This window comes from Streptomyces sp. NPDC086023, from assembly GCF_044540325.1.
GTDB lineage: Bacteria > Actinomycetota > Actinomycetes > Streptomycetales > Streptomycetaceae > Streptomyces.
In genome coordinates this window covers 32717-57277 of the sequence record NZ_JBITRX010000029.1, presented here as the reverse complement: position 1 = coordinate 57277, position 24561 = coordinate 32717, and the positions used below count along the sequence as shown (strand labels likewise).

The window sequence follows — 24561 nt, the reverse complement described above, 5'->3', positions numbered from 1 at the left end:
TCGGCCTGTGGAACCGACCCAGCACATCCCCGGCGAACCCGTGCGCTCCGGCATCCCCGAGCACGGCCGCGTCCCCAAGTACTACGCCGTCAAGGCCCGGATCGCGGAGCTGATCGACGAGCTCGGCGAGGGCGGGCTGCTGCCCACCGAGCGGGATCTGGCCCTGCGCTACGAGGTCGCCCGCGAGACCGTGCGCCAGGCCCTGCGGGAGCTGCTGCTGGAGGGCCGGCTGCGCCGCCACGGGCGCGGCACCGTCGTCGCCGGCCCCAAGCTCGAACAGCCTCTTTCCCTTGCCAGCTACACCGAGGGCGTACGCCGCCAGGGCCGGCGCCCCGGCCGTACGCTCATCGGCCTCGACACCCTGCCCTGCCCGCCCGCGCTGGCCCCCGGCATCGGCGCCGAGGCCGGCGAGCCGGTCTGGCACCTGGAGCGGGTGCTGCTGGCCGACGACGAGCGGGTGGGCCTGGAGTCCACGTACATCAGGGTGGCCCGAGTACCGCACCTGGGCAGCGAGTTCGACCCCGACTCGTCGTTCTACGGGTACCTGCGCGAGCGGCTCGGGATCTCCTTCGGCGACGCGGACGAGAAGCTGGAGACCGTGCTCGCCACCCCGCGCGAGGCGCTGCTCATCGGCACCCCGCCGGCCCTTCCCATGCTGCTGATCCACCGCTTCTCCCGCGACCAGGACGGGCGGCCCCTGGAGCGGGTGCGCTCGCTCTACCGCGGGGACCGGTTCAGCTTCACCACCCACCTCAGCCCCGGCTGAGTCGCCCGGAACGCCCCACCTTGCCCCGATCGAACATCACGAGAAAATAACGGGTCTAGTCCAAGCTTGGGGGTCTGTTCACCGTCTCGTCGTCGACCGTCCGCCCCCGGGCCACGCCCCGCCACGACCGTTTCCGGCGTGAGAGTCATAGTCGTCGGAGGCGGCGTGGTCGGCACCATGCACGCCTGGCAAGCCATCAATCGCGGCCACGAGGTCGTCCAGATCGAGCGCGAGGCCGAGGCCCGCGGCGCCTCGCTGCGCAACTTCGGCCAGATCTGGGTCAGCGGGCGCGCGGGCGGCGCCGAACTGGAGACCGCCCTGCGCGCCAGGGAGCTGTGGGAGGGCATCGGAGCAGAGGTCCCGGACCTCGGCTTCCGGCCCAACGGTTCGCTCACGCTCGTGCGCAACGAGCGCGAACTCGCCGTCGCCGAGGCCGCGCTGGCCCGCCCGGACGCCGCCGCCCGCGGCTACAAGCTGCTGACCGCTGCCGAGGCCAGGGAGGCCAACCCCGCCCTGCGCGGCGCCTACACCGCCGCACTCTGGTGCGAGCGGGACGCCGCCGTCGAGCCGCGCACCGCCCAACTCGCCCTGCGCAGCGCTCTCCTGGCCACCGGGCGCTACACCTTCCTGCCCGGCCGCGAGGTCCGCGAGGTCGTGGGCGGGCACGCCGTACGCGACGACCACGGGGACACCCACACCGCCGACGCGGTCGTCCTGTGCACCGGCGCCTGGCTGTCCGGCCTGGTCCGCGAGCTGGTCCCGGACCTGCCCGTACGCCGGGTCCGCCTCCAGATGATGCAGACCGACCCGCTCGGCGAGCCCCTGACCACCTCCGTCGCGGACGCCGACAGCTTCCGCTACTACCCGGCCTACCGGGGCCCGGCCCTCGACGCGCTCAACGAGGGGCAGGCGCAGACCGAGACCGCCGCCGCGCACAGGATGCAGCTGCTCATGGTCCAGCGCCGCGACGGCGGTCTGACCATCGGCGACACCCACGAGTACGAGCACCCCTTCGCCTTCGACACCGTCGAGGAGCCGTACGAGCACCTCACCGAGGTCGTCGAGGCCTTCCTCGGCCGCCCGCTGCCGCGCATCCGCCGGCGCTGGGCCGGCGTGTACGCGCAGTGCACCGACACCACCCGTGTCGTCCACCGCCAGCAGGTCCGCGACGGCGTCTGGCTGGTCACCGGCCCCGGCGGCCGGGGCATGACCTGCTCGCCCGCCATCGCAGAAGCCACCGCGAACGAACTGGGCTGGTAAGCACCATGAGCGACAACACCCCCACGAGCACCACGACCCCCCGCCGCCTCGTCGTCCTCGACATGGCCGGCACCACCGTCGCCGACGGCGGCCTCGTCGAGCGCGCCTTCGAGCGGGCCGCCGCCCGGCTCGGCGTCGAGCCCGGCACCCCCGAGCACGCGGAGAAGCTCCAGTACGTCCGCGACACCATGGGCGAGTCGAAGATCTCCGTCTTCCGCCACCTCTTCGGCACGGAGGACCTCGCCCGGCGCGCCAACTCCGCCTTCGAGGAGGCGTACGCGGAACTCGTCGACGGCGGCCTGGTCGAGCCCCTCCCCGGCGCCCGCGAGGCCATCGGGGAACTCCGCGCCCAGGGCCACACCGTCGTCCTGACCACCGGCTTCGCCCGGGTCACCCAGGACGCCATCCTCGACGCCCTCGGCTGGCGTGACCTGGCCGACCTCACCCTCTGCCCGGCCGACGCAGGCGGACGCGGACGCCCGTACCCCGACATGGTGCTGACCGCCTTCCTGCGCACCGGAGCCGTGGCCGGCGTCCACGAGGTCGTGGTGGCCGGCGACACGGCGTACGACATGCTCAGCGGCGTCCGCGCCGGGGCCGGCACCGTCGCCGGCGTGCTGACCGGCGCCCACGGCCGCGAGGAGCTGGAGCGCAACGGCGCCACCCACGTCCTGGCCTCGGTGGCCCGGCTGCCCGGCCTGCTGACGCGGGAGCCGTCGTGACCGGCATCCGCTTCGAGTCGGTCTCGGTCGCCTACCACGGCACCACCGTCCTGGACTCCCTCGACCTCACCGTCGAGCCCGGCGAGGTGATGGCCCTCCTCGGACCCTCCGGCTCCGGCAAGACCACCGCGCTGCGGGCCGTCGCCGGCTTCGTGCGCCCGCTCTCCGGCCGGGTCCTGATCGGCGGCCGGGACGTCACCGCCCTCCCGCCGCACCGCCGCGGCATCGGCATGGTCGTCCAGCAGTACGCCCTCTTCCCGCACATGCGGGTCGACGAGAACGTCGCCTTCGGACTGCGCGCCCAGAGGGCCCCCAAGGCCGGCATCCCGGCCCGCGTCGCCGAGGTGCTGGAGATGACCGGCATGGCCGCGTACGCCCGCCGCCACCCGCGCGAACTGTCGGGCGGCCAGCAGCAGCGCGTCGCCATCGCCCGGGCCCTCGCGATCCGGCCCGGCGTCCTGCTCCTCGACGAACCGCTGTCCGCCCTCGACGCCCAGCTGCGCTCCGGGATGCTCGCCGAACTGGCCCGCCTGCACCGCGAACTGCCCGACGTGTCGATCCTCTACGTCACCCACGACCAGGTCGAGGCCCTCACCCTGGCCGACCGCATCGCGGTGATGGACCGGGCCCGCCTCCAGGACTGCGGCACCCCGCAGGAGCTGTACCGGCGCCCCCGCACCGAGTTCACGGCCTCCTTCGTGGGCAACGCCAACCTGCTGCCCGTACGCGTCGCCGAGGACGGAGTCCGGTTCGGGGAGCAGGAGTTCGCCCTGGACACGAACCGTGCCGCGCCCGGTTCGCAGGCCACCCTCTGCGTACGCCCCCACCTGCTCGCCCCGGGGGAGGGCCGCAACACGCTGCGCGGCCGGATCGCCGAGGTGCAGTGGCGCGGCTCCACGCACCGGCTGTACGTCGACGTGGCCGGCCACCGCGTGAAGGCCGACGTCCCGGAGCTGCGGGCGACCCCGGCCCTGGGCGACGAGATCGCCCTGCACTTCGCCCCGGAGGACGGGGTGCTGCTCGCGGCCGGGGGTCCCCCCAGCGGCAGCTGGGGGAGGGCGTCGGATGGCTGACACCTCGACCGGCCGGCCGGCGCGTGCGGTACGCGCGGTACGGCCGGTACGTCCGGTACGGACCGGGGCGCGCCGGAGCGTGCCGCGCTGGGTGTGGGCCGTACCGCCCGTGGCCGTGCTCGGGCTGGTCTTCCTCTACCCGCTGGGTCTGGTGGTCCAGCAGTCCCTCGCCCCCGAGACGGGGGGCCCGTTCGGCACGTACGGGCGGGTGCTCGGCTCGCCGGCCTTCCGCGAGGCGCTGGGCAACACCGTCACCCTGGCGCTCGGCGCGACCGCCGGATGCCTGGTGCTCGGCTTCGCGCTCGCGCTGGTCATCGCGTTCGTGCCGTTCCCCGGCGGCCGGGCGGTCGCCAAGTTCATCGACGTCTTCCTGTCCTTCCCGTCCTTCCTCATCACGCTCGCCCTGCTGTTCGTCTACGGCACGGTCGGGATGGCCAACGGGATGTGGACCGGCCTCACCGGGGCCGCCGAGGGCCCGTTCCGGTTCCTGACCACCCCCTGGGGCGTGCTCCTCGCGGAGGTCACGTACTTCACGCCCTTCGTGATGCGCCCCCTGCTCGCCGCCTTCTCGCAGATCGACACCGCCCAGCTGGAGGTCGCTTCCAGCCTCGGCGCCCGCCCCGCCCGCGTGGTGCGCCGGGTGATCCTGCCCGAGTCCCTGCCCGCCCTCGCCGCCGGCGGCAGCCTCGTCCTGGTCATGTGCCTCAACGAGTTCGGCATCGTGCTCTTCACCGGCGCCAAGGGCGTCACCACGCTCCCGATGCTCGTCTACGGCAAGGCCATCCTCGAATCCGACTACACGGCCGCCTGCGCGGTCGCCGTCGTCAACATCGCGATCTCCGTCGGCCTCTACGGCCTCTACCGGGTGGTGAGCAAGCGTGCTGGTGCATAGCAAGGCCGGCCGCTGGGCCTCCTGGGCCGCCTTCGGCGTCCTGTTCCTGCCGCTCTTCGCGCTGCCGCTGCTCGTGGTCGTGGCCGCCTCGTTCGCCACCCACTGGTCCGGCGCCCTCCCCTCGGGACCCACCACCGAGCACTACGCCTCGGCGGTGCGCGGCGAATCCCTCCAGGCCCTCGTCACCAGCCTGGTCACCGCCGTGGTCGCGAGCCTGCTGGCGCTGACCGTCGGGACCTGGGCGGCCCTGGCCGCCGACGCACTGGGACGGCGCGGGCGGCGGCTGCTCGACGCGCTGTTCATGCTGCCCGTCGCGGTGCCCTCGGTGGTCGTCGGCCTCGCCGTGCTCGTCGCCTTCAGCCGGCCCCCGCTGCTCCTCAACGGCACCGGCACCATCGTGGTGCTGGCCCACACCATCCTGGTCACGGCCTTCGCCCACCAGTCCGTCTCCGCCGCCATACGCCGCCTCGACCCGGCGTACGAGCAGGCGGCGGCCAGTCTGGGCGCCCGGCCCTCGTACGTGCTGTGGCGGGTCAGGCTCCCGCTGCTGCTGCCCTCCCTGAACGCCGCCGCAGGCCTCTGCTTCGCCCTCTCCATGGGCGAGCTGAGCGCCACGATGATGCTCTACCCGCCGGACTGGGTGCCCCTGCCCGTCCGCATCTTCACCGCCACCGACCGCGGTTCGCTCTTCGGCGGCTCCGCCGTCGCCGTGGTCCTGATGGCCACCACCCTGCTCGTCCTGCTGGCCGTCTCCCGCGTCCGCACCAGGGCCTCGTACCGCTGAACCGCGCCGCCCCCGTACCGCCGAGCAGGCCCAACCCCCGTACCGCCGAACCACGCCCAACCCCCCGCACCGCTTCCCCGTACCGCCCCCGGCACCCCCTGCCTCCCGAGGAGATACGAACCCCATGTCCCGCCACCTGATGCGCGCCTGCGCCGCCGTCACCGGAAGCCTCGCCCTCGCCGCCGCCCTCACCGCCTGCGGCTCCTCCTCCGCCGACTCCGCCGACGGCGAGAAGGTCGTCACCGTCTACAGCGCCGACGGCCTCAAGGGCGAGAAGGGCGACGGCTGGTACGACAAGGTCTTCGCCGACTTCACCAAGAAGACCGGCATCGAGGTCAAGTACGTCGAGGGCGGCTCCGGCGAGATGGTCCAGCGCGCCGTCCGCGAGAAGACCAACACCCAGGCCGACGTGATCGTCACCCTCCCGCCCTTCATCCAGCAGGCCGACGGCAAGGGCCTCCTCCAGGCGTACCAGCCCAAGGGGTCCGACCAGGTCAGCGGCGCGGACAAGGCCGCCGACGGCAAGTGGACCTCCGTCGTCAACAACTACTTCGGCTTCGTCTACAACAAGAAGGAGCTGGCGCAGGCCCCCACCACCTGGGAGCAGCTGCTGGACGGCCGGTTCAAGAACCGCCTGCAGTACTCCACCCCCGGCGTCGCGGGCGACGGCACCGCCGTCCTCATCAAGGCCATGCACGACTTCGGCGGACAGCAGCCGGCGCTGGAGTACCTGAAGAAGCTCCAGGCCAACAACGTCGGCCCGTCCTCCTCCACCAGCAAGCTCGCGCCCAAGACCGACAAGGGCGAACTCCTGGTCGCCAACGGCGACGTGCAGATGAACTTCGCCCAGTCCAGGTCCATGCCGAACCTCGGCATCTGGTTCCCGGCCCGCGAGGGCGGCAAGTCCACCACGTTCGCCCTGCCGTACGCGGCCGGGCTGGTCGCGGGTGCCCCGCACGGCGAGAACGGCAGGAAGCTGCTGGACCACCTGCTCAGCGAGGAGGCCCAGAAGCTGGTCAGCGAGGTCGGCGGCGGCTTCCCGGCCCGCACGGACGTCAAGCCGACCGATGCCAACGCCGTCGAACTCACCAGGCTCATGGGCGGGGTCGAGGTGTTCGAGCCGGACTGGGCCGACATCGACAAGAACCTCACCGCGTACGTCGACGCGTGGAAGTCCGCGACCGGCTCCTGACGCACGCCTGCAAGCCGGGATGCACTCCGGCCCAGACCCCAGCCCGCCCCTCGCGCACCGCAACCCGCTCCAGGAGGAGTACGTGCAGACCGTCCCGCTCGGACGCACCCTCGCCGTGGCCGCCACCGCCGGCGCCCTGCTCGCCGCCGGCGTCTCCGCCCAGGCCGCCCCCGCCGCGGAGGCCGCCAACACCGACAAGGTCCTCGTCATCGGCCTCGACGGCGTGGTCCTCGACCGCGTCAAGGCAGCCAACGCCCCCCGCCTCAAAGGCCTGATGAGCCAGGGCCTCACCGCCAAGAGCACCCTGTACGCCAACCCGATGGCCGCCACCTCCTCGGGCCCCGGCTGGTCCACCATCGCCACCGGCGTCTGGCCCGACAAGCACGGCGTGAAGGACAACTCCTTCACCGGCAAGAACTACACCGCGTACCCCGACTTCCTGACCCGTGCCGAGAACACCAACCCGGCGCTCAACACCTACGCCGCGGCCGACTGGGAGCCCATCGCCTCCACCGACCAGAACGGTCCGATCTTCTCCGCCAAGGTCGACAAGCGCTTCAGCCTCAAGGGCGACCGCGACGGCTACCGCAACGAGGACCCGAAGATCGCCGCCGCGGCCGCCGCCGAACTGCGCGACGGCAACCCGGACGCCGCCTTCGTCTACCTCGGCGAGGTCGACGTGGCCGGCCACTCGTACGGTGCTGCCAGCCAGCAGTACCTCGACACGATCGCCCGCGTCGACGCCCTGGTCGGACAGCTGCTCGACGCCGTCGCCGCCCGCCCGACGTACGCGCAGGAGAACTGGAAGATCCTGGTCACCACCGACCACGGCCACACCGACGCGGGCGGCCACGGCGGTTCCACCATCCAGGAGCGCGGCACCTTCGTCATCGCCAAGGGCGCCGGGATCCCGGCCGGTTCGGTACGCGACGACGTACGCCTCGTCGACGTGGCCGCGATCGCCCTGGACCACGTCCACGCCGGCACCTCCGCGGTCGACGGCCTCGCGCTGGGCGCCGCCGACAACGACGCGTTCGACACCGTCCGCCCGTCCCTGCGCACCCGGGTGGACGAGACCGGTATCGGCGCGACGGTCAAGGGTTTCACCCACACCCCGCCCGCCGGCTGGTCCGTCGACAACTCCCGGATGGGCAGCGGCGGCGTCACCGAGTGGGCCGGCTGGGCCTTCGCCACCGACGAGTTCTGGACCCAGGCGCAGCGCGACCAGTGGCGCGAGCTGAACGTCCGCTCCCGTGACGTCTTCGCCGTCGCCGACTCCGACGAGTGGGACGACAAGACCCACACCGGCTCCTTCGACTCCACGCTGGTCAGCCCCAAGTACGCGGTCACCGGCGGCACCACGCGCACCCTGAGCTACCGGACCCACTACCGCCACGAGTCCCCGCAGACCGCCCAGGTCCTCGTCTCGTACAACGGCGGCACGCCGACGGTCGTCAAGAGCCACACGGCCGACGCGGTCGCCAAGAGCGAGGCCGTCACCCTCCAGGTCCCGGCCGGCGCCACCGACGTACAGGTCCGCTTCCGCTACACGGGCTCCAACAACTGGTTCTGGACGGTCGACGACGTCACCCTGAACTGACCCCGGGCCGCGTGCCGTCCCGGGCCGTGGACGTCACCGACGCCCACGGCCCGGCCCCGATAGGGTGGTACAGACCAGCGACCACCGAGGTCGGAGGCCACCGCAGAGCGGAGAACAGTCCCGTGGCAGAGCGCAAGCCGATCGAATCCTGGCTCACCGACATGGACGGGGTCCTCATCCACGAGGGCACCCCGATCCCCGGCGCCGACGCCTTCATCAAGCGGCTGCGCGAGTCCGGAAAGCCTTTCCTGGTCCTGACCAACAACTCCATCTACACCCCGCGCGACCTCCAGGCCCGTCTCCAGCGCATGGGCCTCGACGTGCCGGTCGAGAACATCTGGACCTCCGCCCTCGCGACCGCGAAGTTCCTCGACGACCAGCGCCCGCACGGCACCGCCTACGTCATCGGCGAGGCCGGGCTGACCACCGCGCTGCACGACATCGGCTACATCCTCACCGACCACGACCCGGACTACGTGGTGCTGGGCGAGACCCGTACGTACTCCTTCGAGGCCATGACCAAGGCGGTCCGGCTGATCAACGCGGGCGCCCGGTTCATCTGCACCAACCCCGACGAGACCGGCCCCAGCACCGAGGGCCCGCTGCCCGCCACCGGCGCGGTCGCCGCACTGATCACCAAGGCCACCGGCAAGAAGCCGTACTTCGCCGGCAAGCCGAACCCGCTGATGATGCGCACCGGCCTGAACGCCATCGGCGCGCACTCCGAGACCAGCGCGATGATCGGCGACCGGATGGACACCGACGTGCTCGCCGGGCTGGAGGCCGGGATGAAGACCTTCCTGGTGCTGACCGGCCTGACCACGCCCGCGGACATCGACAAGTTCCCGTTCCGGCCGTCCAAGACGGTCGACTCGATCGCGGACCTGGTCGACCTGGTCTGAGGCGCCCGTCCTCGGGGGCGGTCGGGGACGCCCCGGGGGCTCCCGCCGCATCCTCCACGGCTTCCTCCCCGGGGAGGTGCGGCCGCACCCGTACGGGCCAGCGACACGCCTCCCGGGATGCGTCGGCCGCCACGGCGCGTGAACCTGCCGTTACCAGGAGGTTCACGATGCGCACTGCTCTGCTCGCTGTCCGTGCCACCGGGGCGGCCGCCGCCCTGCTGACCGTATCCGTGGCGTCCGCCGCCTTCGCCCCGCTCGCCCAGGCCGGCGAGGAACGGGGCACGGTGTGGGCGACCCCGTCCACCGCCCACCCCGGCGCGCAGATCGAGCTGCGCGTCAACGGCTGCAACGGCACCACGGGTGCCGCCAAGTCGTCCGTCTTCGTCGCCGACGCGGAGCTGTCCGGCCGGGACGGAAAGGGCAACCCGCTGTACGGCGAGGCGATGATCAGCTCCCACGCCCAGCCGGGCTGGCACACCATCCGGGTGACCTGCGACGGCAAGGACGGCAAGGCCACCGGTTCCATCCAGATCGAGCACCGGGGCAACGACCACCAGCCGACCCACCACCCCTCGCCCGTCTGGCCCGTGCACGCGGGCGGCGGAGGCATGGCCACCGAGCTGGCCGCCAAGCGGGAGGACGCGGGCGACGGGCCGGGGGTGCTGCACACCGCCATCGGCGCGGTGCTGGCCGGGGCGGCGACCATCGCCGTCGCGGGCCGGGCGCTGAAGCTGCGGCGCCGCCGCAGCGGGGACTGATGGCGGACGCCGACCGCCCCGCACCGGGTTCGCGGCTGCTCACCGGCGCCGCCTGGGCGGTGCTCGTGCTCGGCCTGTGGCTGTGGGGCCGGGAGATCACCGGCGTACCTCCGGGGCCGGGGCCGGGCACCGCCGGCTCGATGATCGTGCTGGGCCTGCCCGCCCCGCACGCGCCGCTGGCGGGCGCGCTTCCACAGCGCGTCGACATGCCCTCCATAGGCATCCAGGCCCCGGTGGTCCCCCGGGGCCTGGACTCCGACGGCGGCATCGACCCGCCGCCGTACGACCAGCCCGGCACCGTGGGCTGGTACCGCAGCGGTACGCAGCCCGGCGCGCCGGGCGCGGCGCTGCTGGTGGGGCACGTCGACACGCGCTCGAAGCCGGCCGTGTTCTACGGGCTCAGCTCCGCGCGGCAGGGCGACAAGGTGCGGATCGTGCGGGCCGACGGGGTGGTCGCCGAGTTCACCGTCGAGGACGTGCAGGTCTACGAGCGCGACCGGTTCGACGCGCACAAGGTGTACGGGCCGCGGGTGCGCGGGCGTGCCGAGCTGCGGCTGGTGACGTGCGGGGGCACGTACGACCGGGTGGCGAAGCAGTACACGGCGAACGTGGTGGTCTCGGCGTACCTGACGGACACGGTCGAGGGCGCGAAGGAGACGGCGGGCGCGAAGGAGACCGCGGGCGCCAAGGTGACGGCCGGCGGTCGGCTGGAGGCGGCTCCGGTCCTCACCGGGCCCGGCCGAGAGCCCGCTCCCCGGGACCTCGGGCCGGGCCGGTCCTCGACCGCGGGCGCGCCCGGACTGCGGGAGAAGCCCGGGGGCCGTACACGGGAGGCCTGAGGTCACTGTAGAGCCAATATGACAATACGAAGAAGCCCCTCGCTGCTGCGAGGGGCTTCTTCCGTCGGTGCGCCGCCAGGGACTCGAACCCCGGACCCGCTGATTAAGAGTCAGCTGCTCTAACCAACTGAGCTAGCGGCGCCTGCTGACAGAGAAAACTCTACCCCACCTCCAGGGGTGCTCGTGAACAGCCACGCCCGGCTTGTCCGATTAACCCACATTCGTCGGTTTCTCTGTGCACTATATGTCCTGGCCGAAGTAGGACCTGACGCCTCGACAGGTACGAGCTGACCCCAGGGGAGTGGACGGAACCGCATGACGATGCAGATGCCGACGCCGGAGTTCGAGGAGTACGAGCCCGCGACCGACTGTCCCTGTGCCGGCTGCGCCGCGCAGCGCGCCGAAGCCCGCACCCTGGCCCCCAGGGACGGGGGCCACCCGGGCGCGCAGGGCGCGCGACGCGCGCTGGTGATGGTCACGGCGGCGGGCGTGGTGCTGGGCGGGGGAGGCGCGGCCGTCGCCGCGGGCCCCGGGGCGGCGGGCCGGGCCGCGCCCGCCGCCGGCGAGGACGAGGGCACCCCGCAGGGCTCGCCGGCGCCGCTCTACGGTCCGGACGCGGTGGTGTCGGCCACGACGCTGGCCGAAGAGAAGACCGACCGGGCGACGATCATCAACCGCGCGAAGCTGTGGCTGGACGCGAAGGTCCCGTACAGCATGTCCAAGTACTGGAGCGACGGGTACCGGCAGGACTGCTCGGGCTTCGTCTCGATGGCGTGGAACCTCGGGTCGAACGAGTGGACCGGCAGCCTGGACAAGTTCGCCACCCGGATCACCAAGGACGAGCTGCTGCCCGGCGACATACTGCTCTTCCACAATCCGGCCGACCCGACCTCGGGCTCGCACGTCACGATCTTCGGCGGCTGGACGGACCACACGAAGACCCACTACCGGGCGTACGAGCAGACCCGCCCGCACACGCGCGCGCAGGCGACGCCGTACGGGTACTGGAACAACGCCGCGAAGTACCTGCCGTACCGGTACAACGGCGTGACCGGCGCCGCGGTGGACCAGGACAAGCCGGACCCCGGGAACCCGGGGCCGGGCGGCTCCGCCGCGTACCCCGGGCGGAGCGCCTTCGGGCCGGGCGCGAACAACGCGCACGTGACGCGGCTCGGCCGGATGCTGGTCCAGCGGGGCGGGGCGCGCTTCTACCGCGAGGGGCCGGGGCCCCGCTGGGGCGAGGCCGACCGGCTGGCGACCCGGGCCTTCCAGCGGGCTCAGGGCTGGAAGGGCAGCGAGGCGGACGGCTTCCCCGGCCCGCACACCTGGCAGCTGCTGGTGCAGGGCAAGGGCAAGAACATCGGGGGCGGCGGTACGGGCGGCGGTACCGGCGGGGGCGGTACGGGTGCCGGGGGCGGGACCACGACCAAGGTGCCGCCGTACCCGGGCCGCGGCGTCTTCCGGCCCGGCCAGTCCTCGCCGGCCGTCACGGCCCTCGGCCGGCAGCTCGTGAAGAAGGGCTTCGGCAAGCACTACACGTCCGGCCCGGGCCCGAGCTGGGGTGAGGCGGACCGCCGCAACGTCGAGGCCTTCCAGCGCGCTCAGGGCTGGCGGGGCGCGGCGGCGGACGGCCACCCCGGCCCGGAAACCTGGCGACGGCTCTTCGCATGACGGAGGCAGGCATGTACCCCTCGCACACGACATCGACGACGGGCGACGCGACCCTCGCCGGGGCGCCCCGAACCCCGTCCACCCCCGCAGCGGGCCCACCGGCAGCACCGGACGGCCCCCCGACCGGCGCGGTGCCGGGCGCGCCTGCTGCCGTGGCCGGCGCGGTTCCGGGCGCGCCAGGTGCCGTAGCCGGCGTTGACCTGGGCGCGCCGGGTGCCGTAACCGGCGCGGTTCCGGGCGCGCCTGCTGCTCCCGCCGGCGCCGTGCCGCCTTCTGTTCCGGTCGCTGCCGTGCCGGGCGCGCCCTCCACGCCGGCCGACGCCCTGCCGGGCGGGGTCTCGGCAGCGGGCGCGCCGGGTGCTCCTTCTGTCTCCGGCACCACCTCGCGGGCGGGGACCTCCGTCCCGGCCGATGCCGTGCCGGACACGTCCTCAGGGCCGGGGGTGACCGCGCCGGGCGCGGCTGCGGCTCCGGGGGCCCGGGGCGCGCTTCCGGCCGCCGTCACCGGCCTGCCGGGGGCGGGTTCGGCCGCCGCCACGCCGGGCGCCACCTCGGTGCCCGTTGTCGGCGTGCAGGGCGCGCCTTCGGTGCGGGCCGGCGCCGTGCCGGGTGCGGCTTCGGCCCGGTTGGCGGGGAGCGCTGACGGGGCTTCGGCCGCCGCCATGCCGGGCACGCCTTTTGCTCCGGCGTCCGTGGTACCGGGCGCGGTCCCGGGTACCGCCGCGCGGGGCGCGGTTGTTTCCTGTGCCACCACGCCGGGGGCAGCTCTGGCCTCCGCCACGCCGGGGACGGCCCCGGACGCTGCCGCGGTCGCCGCGCCGGGTGACTCCCGTGCGCCGGCGGCGACTTCGCGGGCCACGGCTTCGGCCGCCGCCCCGTCGAGCGTCCCTTCCGTCCCGTCCGCTGCCGTGCCGGGTGCGGTTCCGGCCCCCGCGGCGATCACACCAGGTGTGGCTTCGGCGGTCGCCGCGCCGCAGGCGGGCTCGGTGACGGGCCGATCGGGTCGGGCTTCGGCCGCCGCCGCTCAGGGCGCGCCGTCGTCCGGGGGCACGTCCAGGCCGGCGGCCGCTTCGGCCCCGGTCCCGGCCACTCCGGACGGGGGTTCGGCGCGGGCCCGGGCCACCGCCGCACCGGCCAAGGCCTCGGCCCTCGCGCCGGGCGCGGCTTCCTCCGCTGCCACCGCGGTTCCGGCCTCGGCCGCCGGATCGGGCGGCGCGCCGGATGGCCCGCCCGCCGCCGGCCGCCCGGCCAGGCGCTCGGCCTGGGGCCTGCTGCCGGAGTCGTCCGCGAGCGCGTCGCCTTCACCGGAGGCCGCGGCGCGGTCTGCCCGTACGGAGCCCGGCGCGGCGGCCGCACCAGTCGCCCCGGCATCCGGCGAACCGGCCTCCGCGGGACGGGCTTCGGCCGGGTTGGTCATGGCGGGGTCGGAGCCGTCCGCGCTCCAGGGGGCCGGGGAACCGGCTGCCCGGGGCCGGCGGGCTTCGGCGGCGGCGGATGCTGCTTCCGAGGGACCGGTCCCGGCCGGCTCGGCCCCGGGACGGTCGGCCGCAGGGACGGCGGCTTCGGGCGGGTCCGCCGCCGGAGCGGCGCCGGCGCGGTCGGCGGCTGAAGGCCCGACCAGCGCTGGGCCGGCGTCGCCGCCGGCGCCGGCGACTTCGGCCGCGGACGGTCCCGTCGGCGGCGCGCCCGCCGCCGCTGACCGGACGCGGCGCGGGGCCGAGCGATCGGCCTGGGGTCTGATGCCGGTGAACCCGGCCGGCGCGCCGTCGGCGCAGGACGCGCCCGGGAAGACCGACGGGACCGCCGCGAGCGCCGAGGAGTGGGAGGCGTACACCGACGAGGTCCTCCGCCTCGTGGCGCCCGAAGAGCCGGCACGCCCCGCGGGGAAGCCGACCGGTACCCCCCGAGTGGCCGGCCCGCCCGCTCCGGCTGCCGAACGGCCCGCCGAGCACCCGCAGGTGGCCCCGCCGCGGTCGTCGGACGCCGTCGCGGGAGCCCCGCGCCGGAACGCCGAGCCCGTGCCGGACCGGACGCCGCAGCCCCGGGCCACGACCGAGAGCCAGCCGTCACGGGGCGCGGCCGGCGCAGCCGCTGCCCCTGCGGTGGCGGGGCGCGAAGCCGACGCTCCGGCGCCCAGGGCTGCCGGGGACCGGGGCCCGGCGGCAGCCGGCCCGTCCACGGTCGGCTCCCAGCCGGAGGCATGGGCGGCAGGCCGGTCCGGTGGCCGCGCACCGGCACCGAACGAGCCCTGTGACCCCGACGCGGACGGGGCCTCCGGAACCGGCGCCCCTGCGGCGAGCCCGGCCACCGGGCCGGGCGCGGCCAGGGACGGCGAGCCTTTGGCTGCCGGCCAGGGCGAGGGGCGGTTCGGGGGCGTGTCCCAGGGAGCGCGCGCGGCTGCCGGCCAGGACGCTCCCCGCGAGGGTCTCGCTGATGGTGAGGAAGAACTCGCCGCCCCCGGGCGGGCGGAGCGCGCCGAGGGGGACACCCCCTCGGCGCCGGGCGGCGAGACCGCGCCCGGAGCGCCCACCACCGCTTCCACCACCGCCCCCACCACCGCGTCCACCACGGCGACCGCACCCGGCGAGGCTGCCGACGGCGGGCGGACCCCGGCCCCGCGTGCCGGCACCCGGCTCGGCGACCCCTCTGCACCCGCCATCCGTCGCCCCTCCGCCGACGCGGACATGACCGGGGGTACGCCGTGCCTCGATGCCCGCTCCGGGCACGGTGAGGACGTCGCGGCTTCCGCCGCCGGCGAGTCCGACACCATCCGGACCACCGGGTTCCCGGCTGACGGCGAGCCCGGCATCCAGGCCCGCACCGGGGCCCCGCGCGGGCTGTCCGGCGCCCAGCCCGCACCGGCCGACGCCGTCACGACCGCCGAGTCCGCGGCCCCCGGCGACCCCGGCACCCCGGCCCCGCACACCGACGCCGCGCGCCCGGAGGCGCCTTCCCTGCACGTGCCGGCGGAGGCCGTCCGTACCGCAGAGCCGTCCTCGGCCCGCCGTGATGCCCTCACGGCTCCGCCCGCAGGTTGTGCGGAGGCGGCCGCCGGCCCGGCTGCGTCCGGCGCGCTCGCTCAGGCCCCGGACGAGGTCCTTGCCGGGCGCGCAGCGGCGGCAGCCGGCGGCTCCCGTGCCGAGTCGGCAGCCACTGCGCCCCACCCCGAGGCCCGCGCAGGAGCGGCTGCCGAGGCTCGCCCCGAGGGACTCATGACGCCGGTTGCCGGCAATCGCGCCGAAGAGGCTGCGGCGGAGGCCCGCGCCGGCGGGGCCGGTGCCACCGCTGCCGCCGGGTGGTCCGCCGTGGCGGCCCCCGCCCGAGAGGCTGCCGCGGCGGCCACCCCCGCCGAAGGGCACGCGCAGGCTCGGCGCCGGGGGGCGCGGGGCGGCGACGCGCCGGCCGAGGGGGCAGCCACGGTGCCCCACTCCGCTCGTACCGAGGGTCCCGCCGAGGCGGCCACCGGCACTGGCGCCGGAGGGCTGCCGGCGGGGGCCCGCGTCGGCGGACTCGCCGCAGCGGCTTCCGCTTTCGCGGCGGCCGAGCGGGCTGCCGGTGAGCCCCGTGCCGAAACGCCGGCGACTGAGGCCGCCGGTACTCGAACCGTCGCGGGGGCCCCCGTCGAGGCGCACGGCCGGGCTTCGGACGAGGTCGGTGCCGGCCGCCGGACGGCGGCGGTCGAGCCCCACCTCGCGGGACCCGCATGGGGCACCCGTGCCCGACGCGCCGAGGGTCTTGCGACGACGGCCACCGGGGAGCAGGCGGCGGAGGCCCGCTCCGTCGGAGGCGGTGCGGAGAGCACTGCGAAGGCAGCCGCCGATGCGGTGGTGGCCATCGGCGTCCCCGGCGAGGAGGTCCGGTTCGGCGGAGGTCCGGCAGGTCAAATGCGCTGGACGGCCGCGCCGGTGGCGGATGACGACACCCAGGACCTGCCGCGGGTCGGGGCCGGCGTGCCCGGGCCCGGGGTCGCCTCCGGGCGGCACCTCATCGGGAGCCCCGGGGCCACCGCCATCCCGTTGCACCTGCTGTTCCGGGACCAGGGTGCGGGGACGGGCTCGGTTCCGGGGCCGGTCGCCGGTGCCGGGCCGGTGGCGGACGGGGCCGCCCGCCGTACCGGCGGGGCGCTCGATCCCGGTACGGCTCCCGGCACCCGTACCGCCCCCGGCACCCGTGCTCCCGCCCCCACCGCCCCGCACGGTTCGCCCACCCGGACGCCCGTGCCGCCCCGGACCGCGCCCCCCGCGGACCCCGCGCTCAGCGAGCGGCGGGGGCCCGCCGCACCCGGGTGGGTCGGGGTACTGGCCGGGGTCGGTGCCGCCGCCGGCGCCGCACTGGTCGGGGTACGGGCCGGACTCGTGCCGGGGCGGGTGGCCGACGCCCTCGGGGTCGCCGCGGGCGCCGGGCCCACCCGGTACCACTGGGCCGCCCTCGCGGCCCTCGGCGTCGTGGCCCTCGTCGCCCTCGGCGGGCTCGGCCGTGGCCGGGCCGGCCACGCCTGGGTGCTCACCCTCTTCGGCAGCTACCGCGGCACCGTCCGGCGGACCGGCCTCGTCTGGGTCAGCCCCATGCTGCTGCGCCGACGGATCGACGTACGCCTCCGGCACTGGCGCAGCGAACCGATGCCCGCCGTCGACGCGGGCGGCCTCGCCCTCCGGGTCGTCGTCCACGTCGTCTGGCGCGTCAAGGACACCGCCCGCGCCGCGCTCGCCGTCGAGGACCACACCGACTACCTCGCCGAGCAGGTCGAGTCCGCCATGGCCCGCGTGCTCTCCCAGCTCCCGGCCGACGCCTTCCACGAGGACGCCCCGACCCTCCGCGACGCCGAGGCCGTCGGGGACGCGCTCACCCGGATGCTGGCGGCCGACACCGAGGTGGCGGGCATCGAGGTGTACTCCGCCCAGCCCACCCGCATCGAGTACGCCCCCGAGGTCGCCGCGGCCATGCGGCGCCGCCGGGTGGCCGCCATCGACGCCAAGCACCGGGACGCCGTGCTCAACTCCGTCGTCGACGCCGTCGACGACACCGTCAACCGCCTGACGTCCCGCGGTCTGGTCGAGCTCGACGACTACGAGCGCAAGGCCCTGGTGAAGGACCTGACCGTCGCCTTCTACACCGGCCGCCAGGACTAGACCCACCGCCCACCGCCCACCACCCACCGCCAACCGGAAACGGAAGCCGAAACGGAACGGCCGACGCGCACCCCGCGCGTCGGCCGTTCCGCCGTCCGGGGACGTTCCGCACCGCCGCAGGACACCGCCGCAGGACACCGCCGGAGGACACCGTCCCCGCCCGGTCCGTCCTCCTTCACCCATTGGTCTGGACATGGCCAATTGCCGTCAATAGTCTGGGACTTGGTCTAGACCTGAATCCCCGCGTGCGCACGCCCCAGGAACTCCCCCCACGTCCAAGGAGCATCATGCGTCGCTTCGCCCTGCCCACCCCCACCCGCAGACGCCTCACCGCAGCCGCCCTCGGCGTCGCCCTCATCGGCGGGTTCTCCGCGCTCAGTGCCCCCGACGCCACCAGCCACGGCTACACCGACCAGCCCATCAGCCGCCAGAAGCTCTGCGCCAACAAGGTCGTCCCCGACTGCGGCCCCATCCAGTGGGAGCCCCAGTCCGTCGAGGGCCCCAAGGGCTTCCCGGCGGCCGGTCCCGCGGACGGCCGCATATGTTCCGCGAACCACACCGAGTTCGCCCAGCTCGACGACCCGCGCGGCGGCAACTGGCCCGCCACCCAGGTGTTCGGCGGCCAGGCCTTCAACTTCCGCTGGCAGTTCACGGCCCCGCACGCCACCACCGACTTCAAGTACTACATCACCCGCAACGGCTGGGACTGGAGCAAGCCCCTCACCCGGGCCGCGCTCGACCCCCAGCCCTTCATGACCGTCAGCTACAACGGCACCCGCCCGCCGTACACCGTCGTCCACCCCGGCACCATGCCGAGCGGCAAGACCGGCAGGCACATGATCCTCGCGGTGTGGACCATCCACGACACCGTGAACGCCTTCTACTCCTGCTCGGACGTCCAGTTCTGAGGCATTCAGTTCTGACGTGACGTCAGTTACCGTGCGGCGGCATGGGGACTGGGACACCGGAACACCGCTCGGGGCGGCCCTCGGCACCCGCGACGGTCGCGGAGCTCGTCCAGCGCCAGTGGGGCGACCACCGCACCGGGCTGGGTGAGGCGGACACCCGCCTCACCCACCACGAGGTGGCCCGGGCCGCCGCCGCCCGCGCCGCGCTGCTGGTCGACCTCCTGCCGCGCGGCGCGGAACCGCACCTCGGGGTGCTCCTGGAGAACACCCCGGAGTTCCCGCTGTGGCTGAGCGCGGCGGCCCTCGCCGGGGCCGCCGTCGCCGGCATCAACCCCACCCGGCGGGGCGCCGAGCTGGCGCGCGACATCGTCCACACGGACTGCCGGCTGCTGGTGACCGAGCGGGCCCTGCTGCCCCTGCTCGACGGCCTGGACCTGCCCGGCGTACGGATCCTGGTGACCGACACCGACGCGTACGCCGCCTTCCTCGCCCCGTACGCCGGCGCCAAGCCCGGTGAGGCCGTGCTCCGGCGCGGCGGCCCCGGGCCCGCCGACCGCTTCCTCCTCTACTTCACCTCCGGCTCCACCGGTGCGCCCAAGGCCGCTCTCTGCACCCAGGGCAGGCTCGCCGCGGCCGGCGCCTCCCTGGTGCGGCAGTTCGACGTCACGCCCGAGGACGTCCACTACGTCTGCATGCCGATGTTCCACGGCAACGCCGTGATCGCCGACTGGGCACCCGCCCTCGTGGCGGGGGCCTCCGTCGCGCTGCGCCGCCGCTTCTCCGCGTCCGCCTTCCTGGACGACGTACGCCGCCACGGCGCGACCTACTTCACGTACGTCGGCCGCGCCGTCCAGTACCTGCTGGCCACCCCGCCCCGTCCCGACGACCGCGACCACACCCTCCGCCTCGGCTTCGGCACGGAGGCGGGCGCGGTGGACGCGGCGCGCTTCGCCGAGCGCTTCGGGGTCCGGCTCGTCGAGGGGTACGGGTCCTCCGAGGGCGGCGCCGCGATCCAGCGCACCCCGGACACGCCCCCGGGGGCCATCGGGCGCGCCGCACCGCGCGACGACCTGGCGGTGGTGGACCCGGAGACCCTGGAGGAGCGGCCGCCCGCGCGGCGCGGCCCGGACGGGACGCTGCGGGGTGTGGACGGGGCCATCGGGGAGCTGGTGAACCGGGGGCCCAACCCCTTCGAGGGCTACTGGCGCAACCCGGCGGCCGAGGCGGACCGCAGGCGCGGCGGCTGGTACTGGACGGGTGACCTCTTCTACCGCGACGAGGCCGGCTTCCTCTACTTCGCCGGGCGCACCGACGACCGGCTGCGCGTGGACAGCGAGAACCTGGCCGCCGCGATGATCGAGAACATCCTGGCCCGCTGGGAGGATGCGGCGGGCGTGGCCGTGTACGCGGTGCCGGACCCGGTGGCCGGCGACCAGGTGATGGCCGCCCTCGCACTGAGGGAGGGCGCCGCGTTCTCGCCCGAAGCCTTCGCCGCCTTCCTGGCCGCTCAGCCGGACCTCGGCACCAAGATGGCCCCCCGCTTCGTCCGGGTGGTCCCTGTGATGCCGGTCACCGCCACGAACAAGGTGCACCGGGTGGCGCTGCGCCGCGAGGGCTTCCGGTGCGGTGACCCCGTGTGGTGGCGCCCGGGCGCGGGCCCGGAATTCCGGCCCCTGGCGGGCCCCGACCTGACCGCGCTGCTGGCGCGGTACGCGGCCCAGTCCCGGGCCCACCTGCTGGGCTGAGCCGCCCCCACCTGCGGGGCAGGGCCGGGGGTGGTCACGAGCACCCCTCGGGACCAGGTAGTATTTTCTCTGTCAGCAGGCGCCGCTAGCTCAGTTGGTTAGAGCAGCTGACTCTTAATCAGCGGGTCCGGGGTTCGAGTCCCTGGCGGCGCACCTGATCTTCGGGCGGTTTCCGGTTCACCGGGAACCGCCCGAAGTGTTTTCCCCGAATGTGGGACGGGCCCGGGGCCGCGTGCCCCCGTCCGTCGCGGGGGCGCGGCCCTCAGATCGTCAGCGACAGCAGCAGCGGGGCCGCCCTCCGGTTGAGCGTGTCCGCGGCCGCCCGCAGCCGGTGCGCGTGCTCGACCGGCATCGACAGCGCCAGGCAGCCCACCGCGGAACCCGCGGTGATCGGCACCGCCGCGCACACGGTCCCCACGGCGTACTCCTGGAGGTCCAGGGTCGGCACCGTGGCCGGCTGGGCGTCCAGCTTCGAGAACAGCACCCGCTCGTTCGTGATCGTCCGGGAGGTCAGCCTGGCGATCTTGTGGCGGGACAGGTGGTCACGGCGGCCGTTGAGGTCGAGCTGGGTGAGCAGGCACTTGCCGACCGCGCTGGCGTGGGCGGCGGAGCGGAAGTCGACCCACTCGTGCACCTTGGGCGTGCGCGGGCTGTCCGCGAACTGCGTGATCTTCACCTCGCCGTCGACGTACCGGCTGATGTAGACGGCCGCACCGACCGTGTCGCGCAGTTCGTCGAGGCTCTCCTGGAGCTTGGCCTGGAGCGCCTGCTGCCGGTCCGTCCCCGAGCCGAGGAGCACCAGTGAATCCCCTATGGCGTACGCGCCGTCCGAGACCTGGACCACGTACCCCTCGCGGCGCAGCATGAGCAGCATGGGGGTGAGGTGGACCGAGGGCAGGCCGGTCTCGCGGGTGATCTGGGTGTCGGTCACACCCCCGGTGTGCCGCGAGATCGTTTCGAGTACGCGCAGGGCGTACTGCACCGAGTGGAACGGCGCGGTCGGCTCGGGCTTCAGCGCCACGGTTTCCCCCTAGCAGGTTGTTACCGCTTGCGCTTACCACGATAGCCACCAAGAGGCCCACGTGGAGCGTCTGTTGAACAGATTGATGGCTCAATCGGGGCGCCCCACAGGGACCTATATCTCTGGCATATGCCATGGTCATGGGCCTGGGCCGTCAACATCGGGAATGTCCGCCGACCGGTCCCTGTTCGACCTCTTCGTACAGTTTCGATCACCGGACGAGAACCGCACGGAAGTGGCGGGAGAGGCGGGCGAGGGCGGTATGCAAGACGCCATTCGAGGGACAGCGCAGGGCACGGCTCCGGTCCCGTTGTCGGTACTGGACCTCGTCACCGTCGGCGCCGGATCCACGGCGGCGGAGTCGCTGCGGACCAGCGTCGCGATCTCCCGGCTGGCCGAGGCCCGCGGCTACCACCGGCACTGGGTGGCGGAGCACCACTCGATGCCCGGGGTCGCCAGTTCCTCGCCGGCCGTGATCCTCGCGCACCTGGCCGCCCACACCTCCCGCATCCGCCTCGGCTCCGGCGGCGTGATGCTCCCCAACCACGCGCCGCTGACGGTCGCCGAGCAGTTCGGCACCCTGGAGGCGCTCGCGCCGGGCCGCGTCGACCTGGGGCTGGGCCGCGCGCCGGGCACGGACGGGCACACCGCCCGGGCGCTGCGCGGGCCCGGCCGGACGGACGACGCCGCCGAGGAGTTCCCGCGGGCCCTGGCCGAGCTGGTGCGGTTCCTCGACGACGACTTCCCCGACGGGCACCCGTACGCCCGCGTGCACGCCGTGCCCGGCCCAGTGCAGGGGCCGGCCGGGCGGCCGCCGGTGTGGCTGCTCGGCTCCTCCGGCTTCAGCGCCCGGCTGGCCGGCGAGCTGGGCCTGCCGTTCGCCTTCGCCCACCACTTCTCGGCGGCCAGCACCCTCCCGGCCCTGGACCTCTACCGCGACTCGTTCCGCCCGTCCGCGGTGCTGGACCGGCCGTACGCGCTGATCGGGGTGGCCGCGCTGGCCGCCGACGACGAGCGCGAGGCCCGCCGCCAGGTGCGCGCGGCCGCGCTGTCGATGCTGAAGCTGCGCACGGGGCGGCCCGGGCTGGTGCCGACGCCGGAGGAGGCCGAGGCGTACCCGTACTCCGCGGCCGAGCGCGAGTTCCTCGACGGCTGGCTGCGCAACGTCGTCCACGGCACCGCCGACGAGGTGCGCGCGGGGCTGGACGCGCTGGCCGCGCGGACGGGCGCGGACGAGCTGATGCTGACCTCCAACGCCCATGCGGGGGAGGCCAGAAGGCGCTCCTACGAGCTCGTCGCAGATGCGTACGGGCTCCCCGGGGGCGCCTCCTGAGCTGACGTACGGCGTGCGAACGGGGATTGGCTGGTTTGTTGCCGAAACCTTGCGCGCGCAACATTCAAGGGAGCCTTAAACCGCTCGTCACCCGGGGTGGCGAGCGGTTTTTCGTATGCGATCAAGGGCCTGACCAGAGGTTTTGTCTCGCGAGTGGTCTAGTCCTTGTTTGGTCCAAACCATTGACTCGGCCACGGAGCGACGGCTATCACTTCACCCAGCGCGCACCTCCCGTCTCCCTCCCACCTCCCCGGGGGCTGTTCATGCACATCCGTAAACCGCTTCTCGCGGCCATCTCCACCGCGGCCCTGGCCGCCGGCGCCCTGGCCGGTTTCGCCGGGCTCGGCACCGCCCAGGCCGCGGACGCCACCCCCAGCACCGGCGGCGTGAAGATCGCGTACTACGACCAGTGGAGCGTGTACGGCAACGCCTTCTACCCCAAGCACCTCGACACCCGGGGCATCGCCGGCAAGCTGGACGTCATCAACTACTCGTTCGGCAACATCCACCCCACCAACCTCACCTGCTTCGAGGCCAACAAGGCGGCGGGCGACGACAACAACCCCAACGCCGGTGACGGCGCGGGCGACTCGTACGCCGACTACCAGAAGTCCTTCAGCGCCGCGGACAGCGTCGACGGGGTCGCCGACAAGTGGGACCAGCCGATCGTGGGCGTCTTCAACCAGTTCAAGGAACTGAAGGCGAAGTACCCGCACCTGAAGATCAACATCTCGCTCGGCGGCTGGACCTACTCCAAGTACTTCCACGACGCCGCGCTCACCGACGCGAGCCGCAAGAAGTTCGTCAGCTCCTGCATCGACCAGTACATCAAGGGCAACCTGCCGGTCGAGGGCGGCTACGGCGGCCCCGGCACCGCGGCCGGCATCTTCGACGGCATCGACATCGACTGGGAGTACCCCGGCTCCTCCGGCGGCCACCTGGGCAACCACTACGGCCCCGAGGACAAGCAGAACTTCACGCTGCTGCTCAAGGAGTTCCGCACCCAGCTCGACGCCTACGGCGCGGCCAACGGCGGCAGGAAGTACATGCTGACCGCCGCCCTGCCGGCCGGCCAGGACAAGATCAAGTACATCGAGACGGACAAGATCGGCGCGTACCTCGACTACGCGAACATCATGACGTACGACATGCACGGCGCCTGGGACGGCGACGGGCCGACGTACCACCAGTCCCCGCTCTACTCCGGTGCCAACGACCCGACCGACCCGATCGCGCCGGGCACCGAGAAGTACAGCATCGACAACGCGATCGACTCCTGGATCGACGGCAACGCCGCCTACGGCATCGCCGGCGGCTTCCCGGCGAACAAGCTGACCCTGGGCTACGAGTTCTACTACCGCGGCTGGAAGGGCGTCCCCGCGGGCGCCGCCAACGGCCTCGCCCAGCCCGCGACCGGCGCCTCCGGCGTCCGCCCGGTCAGCCAGCAGGCCGGCATCGCCCACTACAAGGAGCTGGGCGGCATCGTGGACAACGCCGCCACCACCTTCTGGGACGACCAGGCCAAGGCCTCGTACTTCTACAAGGACGGCGAGTGGTTCACCGGCCTGAACCAGAAGTCGATCCAGGCCCGGGCCGACTACGCCCACCAGCGCGGCCTGGCCGGAGCGATGATGTACTCGCTGCTCGGCCTGGACGAGAACACCACCCTGCTCAACCAGATCGTCGCGGCCGTCGGCAGCTCCCCGAGCACCCCGCCCACCACGCCGCCGACCACGCCCCCGACGACCCCGCCCACGACGCCTCCGACGACCCCGCCGACCACGCCGCCCACCACGGGCTGCACGGCTCCCGCGTACGTCGCCGGCACCGTCTACACCGGCGGCCAGCAGGTCTCCCACAAGGGCCACAACTGGAAGGCCAAGTGGTGGACGCAGAACGAGGAGCCCGGCACCACCGGTGAGTGGGGCGTCTGGCAGGACCTCGGCGCCTGCTGATCCCCCCACCT

The 24561-nt window shown here is 74.2% G+C and carries 18 protein-coding genes, 2 tRNA genes and 1 pseudogene; 18 read left to right on the top strand and 3 right to left on the bottom strand.

Annotated elements, in window-relative coordinates; translation table 11 throughout:
- The first annotated feature begins 7 nt into the window (after nt 1-7).
- The 11 genes and pseudogenes from ACIF6F_RS34620 to ACIF6F_RS34570 form a co-directional block, all read left to right on the top strand.
- Nucleotides 8-766, top strand: a complete 759-nt coding sequence (locus tag ACIF6F_RS34620; protein ID WP_399956622.1) for a GntR family transcriptional regulator — start codon at nt 8-10, stop codon at nt 764-766.
- 138 nt (nt 767-904) lie between these two features.
- Nucleotides 905-2026 carry a TIGR03364 family FAD-dependent oxidoreductase gene (locus ACIF6F_RS34615; protein ID WP_399956619.1) on the top strand — a complete coding sequence of 374 codons (1122 nt, stop codon included), beginning with the start codon at nt 905-907 and terminating at the stop codon, nt 2024-2026.
- A gap of 5 nt (nt 2027-2031) precedes the next feature.
- Complete coding sequence (locus ACIF6F_RS34610) at nt 2032-2748, top strand: phosphonatase-like hydrolase (RefSeq protein WP_399956616.1); 717 nt, start codon at nt 2032-2034, stop codon at nt 2746-2748.
- Nucleotides 2745-3821 (top strand): ABC transporter ATP-binding protein, encoded by a 1077-nt coding sequence (locus tag ACIF6F_RS34605; RefSeq protein ID WP_399956613.1) that lies wholly within the window; start codon nt 2745-2747, stop codon nt 3819-3821. Before ACIF6F_RS34610 ends, ACIF6F_RS34605 begins: the two co-directional genes overlap by 4 nt.
- Nucleotides 3814-4713 carry a 2-aminoethylphosphonate ABC transporter permease subunit gene (locus ACIF6F_RS34600; protein ID WP_399956610.1) on the top strand — a complete coding sequence of 300 codons (900 nt, stop codon included), beginning with the start codon at nt 3814-3816 and terminating at the stop codon, nt 4711-4713. The genes ACIF6F_RS34605 and ACIF6F_RS34600 overlap by 8 nt, the downstream gene beginning before the upstream one ends.
- Nucleotides 4700-5497: an ABC transporter permease gene (locus ACIF6F_RS34595; RefSeq protein ID WP_399956607.1), complete on the top strand. Its 798-nt coding sequence runs from the start codon at nt 4700-4702 to the stop codon at nt 5495-5497. Before ACIF6F_RS34600 ends, ACIF6F_RS34595 begins: the two co-directional genes overlap by 14 nt.
- 124 nt (nt 5498-5621) lie before the next feature.
- Nucleotides 5622-6689: a 2-aminoethylphosphonate ABC transporter substrate-binding protein gene (locus ACIF6F_RS34590; protein ID WP_399956604.1), complete on the top strand. Its 1068-nt coding sequence runs from the start codon at nt 5622-5624 to the stop codon at nt 6687-6689.
- A 19-nt stretch (nt 6690-6708) separates the two neighbouring features.
- Nucleotides 6709-8289: an alkaline phosphatase family protein gene (locus ACIF6F_RS34585; protein WP_399956601.1), complete on the top strand. Its 1581-nt coding sequence runs from the start codon at nt 6709-6711 to the stop codon at nt 8287-8289.
- 122 nt (nt 8290-8411) lie between these two features.
- On the top strand, nt 8412-9191 hold the full coding sequence (locus ACIF6F_RS34580; protein ID WP_399956597.1) for an HAD-IIA family hydrolase: 780 nt from the start codon (nt 8412-8414) through the stop codon (nt 9189-9191).
- Between the two features lie 167 nt (nt 9192-9358).
- Entirely contained in the window at nt 9359-9949 is a 591-nt protein-coding gene (locus ACIF6F_RS34575; RefSeq protein ID WP_399956593.1) for a hypothetical protein, read from the top strand.
- A pseudogene (locus ACIF6F_RS34570) lies at nt 9949-10593 on the top strand (class F sortase); the annotation flags it as partial. The gene ACIF6F_RS34575 and the pseudogene ACIF6F_RS34570, both read left to right, overlap by 1 nt.
- Nucleotides 10594-10856: 263 nt before the next feature.
- Here ACIF6F_RS34570 and ACIF6F_RS34565 read toward each other — a convergent pair.
- Nucleotides 10857-10930 (bottom strand) — tRNA-Lys (locus ACIF6F_RS34565).
- A 185-nt stretch (nt 10931-11115) separates the two neighbouring features.
- Between ACIF6F_RS34565 and ACIF6F_RS34560 the strand changes: the two genes are divergently transcribed.
- Nucleotides 11116-12459: a peptidoglycan-binding protein gene (locus tag ACIF6F_RS34560; protein ID WP_399956703.1), complete on the top strand. Its 1344-nt coding sequence runs from the start codon at nt 11116-11118 to the stop codon at nt 12457-12459.
- Nucleotides 12460-13483: 1024 nt separating this feature from the next.
- On the opposite strand, the gene ACIF6F_RS34555 is transcribed toward ACIF6F_RS34560, so the two are convergent.
- Complete coding sequence (locus ACIF6F_RS34555) at nt 13484-14293, bottom strand: hypothetical protein (RefSeq protein ID WP_399956590.1); 810 nt, start codon at nt 14291-14293, stop codon at nt 13484-13486.
- A 541-nt stretch (nt 14294-14834) separates the two neighbouring features.
- Here ACIF6F_RS34555 and ACIF6F_RS34550 point away from each other — a divergent pair.
- The 4 genes from ACIF6F_RS34550 (at nt 14835) to ACIF6F_RS34535 (ending at nt 20394) form a co-directional block, all read left to right on the top strand.
- A complete protein-coding gene (locus tag ACIF6F_RS34550) occupies nt 14835-17588 on the top strand; it encodes an SPFH domain-containing protein (RefSeq protein WP_399956587.1) in 2754 nt (917 codons plus the stop codon).
- A gap of 287 nt (nt 17589-17875) precedes the next feature.
- Nucleotides 17876-18496 carry a lytic polysaccharide monooxygenase gene (locus ACIF6F_RS34545; RefSeq protein WP_399956584.1) on the top strand — a complete coding sequence of 207 codons (621 nt, stop codon included), beginning with the start codon at nt 17876-17878 and terminating at the stop codon, nt 18494-18496.
- A gap of 41 nt (nt 18497-18537) precedes the next feature.
- The gene (locus ACIF6F_RS34540) at nt 18538-20241 is read left to right on the top strand and encodes an AMP-binding protein (protein ID WP_399956581.1); all 1704 of its coding nucleotides are present in this window, start codon (nt 18538-18540) and stop codon (nt 20239-20241) included.
- A 79-nt stretch (nt 20242-20320) separates the two neighbouring features.
- Nucleotides 20321-20394, top strand: a tRNA-Lys gene (locus ACIF6F_RS34535).
- A 109-nt stretch (nt 20395-20503) separates the two neighbouring features.
- Here ACIF6F_RS34535 and ACIF6F_RS34530 read toward each other — a convergent pair.
- Nucleotides 20504-21262, bottom strand: coding sequence for an IclR family transcriptional regulator (locus ACIF6F_RS34530; protein WP_399956578.1), 759 nt, complete (start codon nt 21260-21262; stop codon nt 20504-20506).
- Nucleotides 21263-21524: 262 nt separating this feature from the next.
- Between ACIF6F_RS34530 and ACIF6F_RS34525 the strand changes: the two genes are divergently transcribed.
- Together ACIF6F_RS34525 and ACIF6F_RS34520 are read left to right on the top strand one after the other, a co-directional pair.
- On the top strand, nt 21525-22595 hold the full coding sequence (locus tag ACIF6F_RS34525) for an LLM class flavin-dependent oxidoreductase (protein WP_399956575.1): 1071 nt from the start codon (nt 21525-21527) through the stop codon (nt 22593-22595).
- A 263-nt stretch (nt 22596-22858) separates the two neighbouring features.
- Nucleotides 22859-24550 carry a glycosyl hydrolase family 18 protein gene (locus ACIF6F_RS34520; RefSeq protein WP_399956571.1) on the top strand — a complete coding sequence of 564 codons (1692 nt, stop codon included), beginning with the start codon at nt 22859-22861 and terminating at the stop codon, nt 24548-24550.
- The last annotated feature ends 11 nt before the right edge of the window (nt 24551-24561 follow it).

Coding starts and splice junctions, on each gene's coding strand:
- ACIF6F_RS34520 (WP_399956571.1), top strand. CDS start 22,859: ATGCACATCCGTAAACCGCTTCTCGCGGCCATCTCCACCGCGGCCCTG.
- ACIF6F_RS34600 (WP_399956610.1), top strand. CDS start 3,814: ATGGCTGACACCTCGACCGGCCGGCCGGCGCGTGCGGTACGCGCGGTA.
- ACIF6F_RS34545 (WP_399956584.1), top strand. CDS start 17,876: ATGCGTCGCTTCGCCCTGCCCACCCCCACCCGCAGACGCCTCACCGCA.
- ACIF6F_RS34610 (WP_399956616.1), top strand. CDS start 2,032: ATGAGCGACAACACCCCCACGAGCACCACGACCCCCCGCCGCCTCGTC.
- ACIF6F_RS34585 (WP_399956601.1), top strand. CDS start 6,709: ATGCACTCCGGCCCAGACCCCAGCCCGCCCCTCGCGCACCGCAACCCG.
- ACIF6F_RS34590 (WP_399956604.1), top strand. CDS start 5,622: ATGTCCCGCCACCTGATGCGCGCCTGCGCCGCCGTCACCGGAAGCCTC.
- ACIF6F_RS34560 (WP_399956703.1), top strand. CDS start 11,116: ATGCCGACGCCGGAGTTCGAGGAGTACGAGCCCGCGACCGACTGTCCC.
- ACIF6F_RS34525 (WP_399956575.1), top strand. CDS start 21,525: ATGCAAGACGCCATTCGAGGGACAGCGCAGGGCACGGCTCCGGTCCCG.
- ACIF6F_RS34575 (WP_399956593.1), top strand. CDS start 9,359: ATGCGCACTGCTCTGCTCGCTGTCCGTGCCACCGGGGCGGCCGCCGCC.
- ACIF6F_RS34540 (WP_399956581.1), top strand. CDS start 18,538: ATGGGGACTGGGACACCGGAACACCGCTCGGGGCGGCCCTCGGCACCC.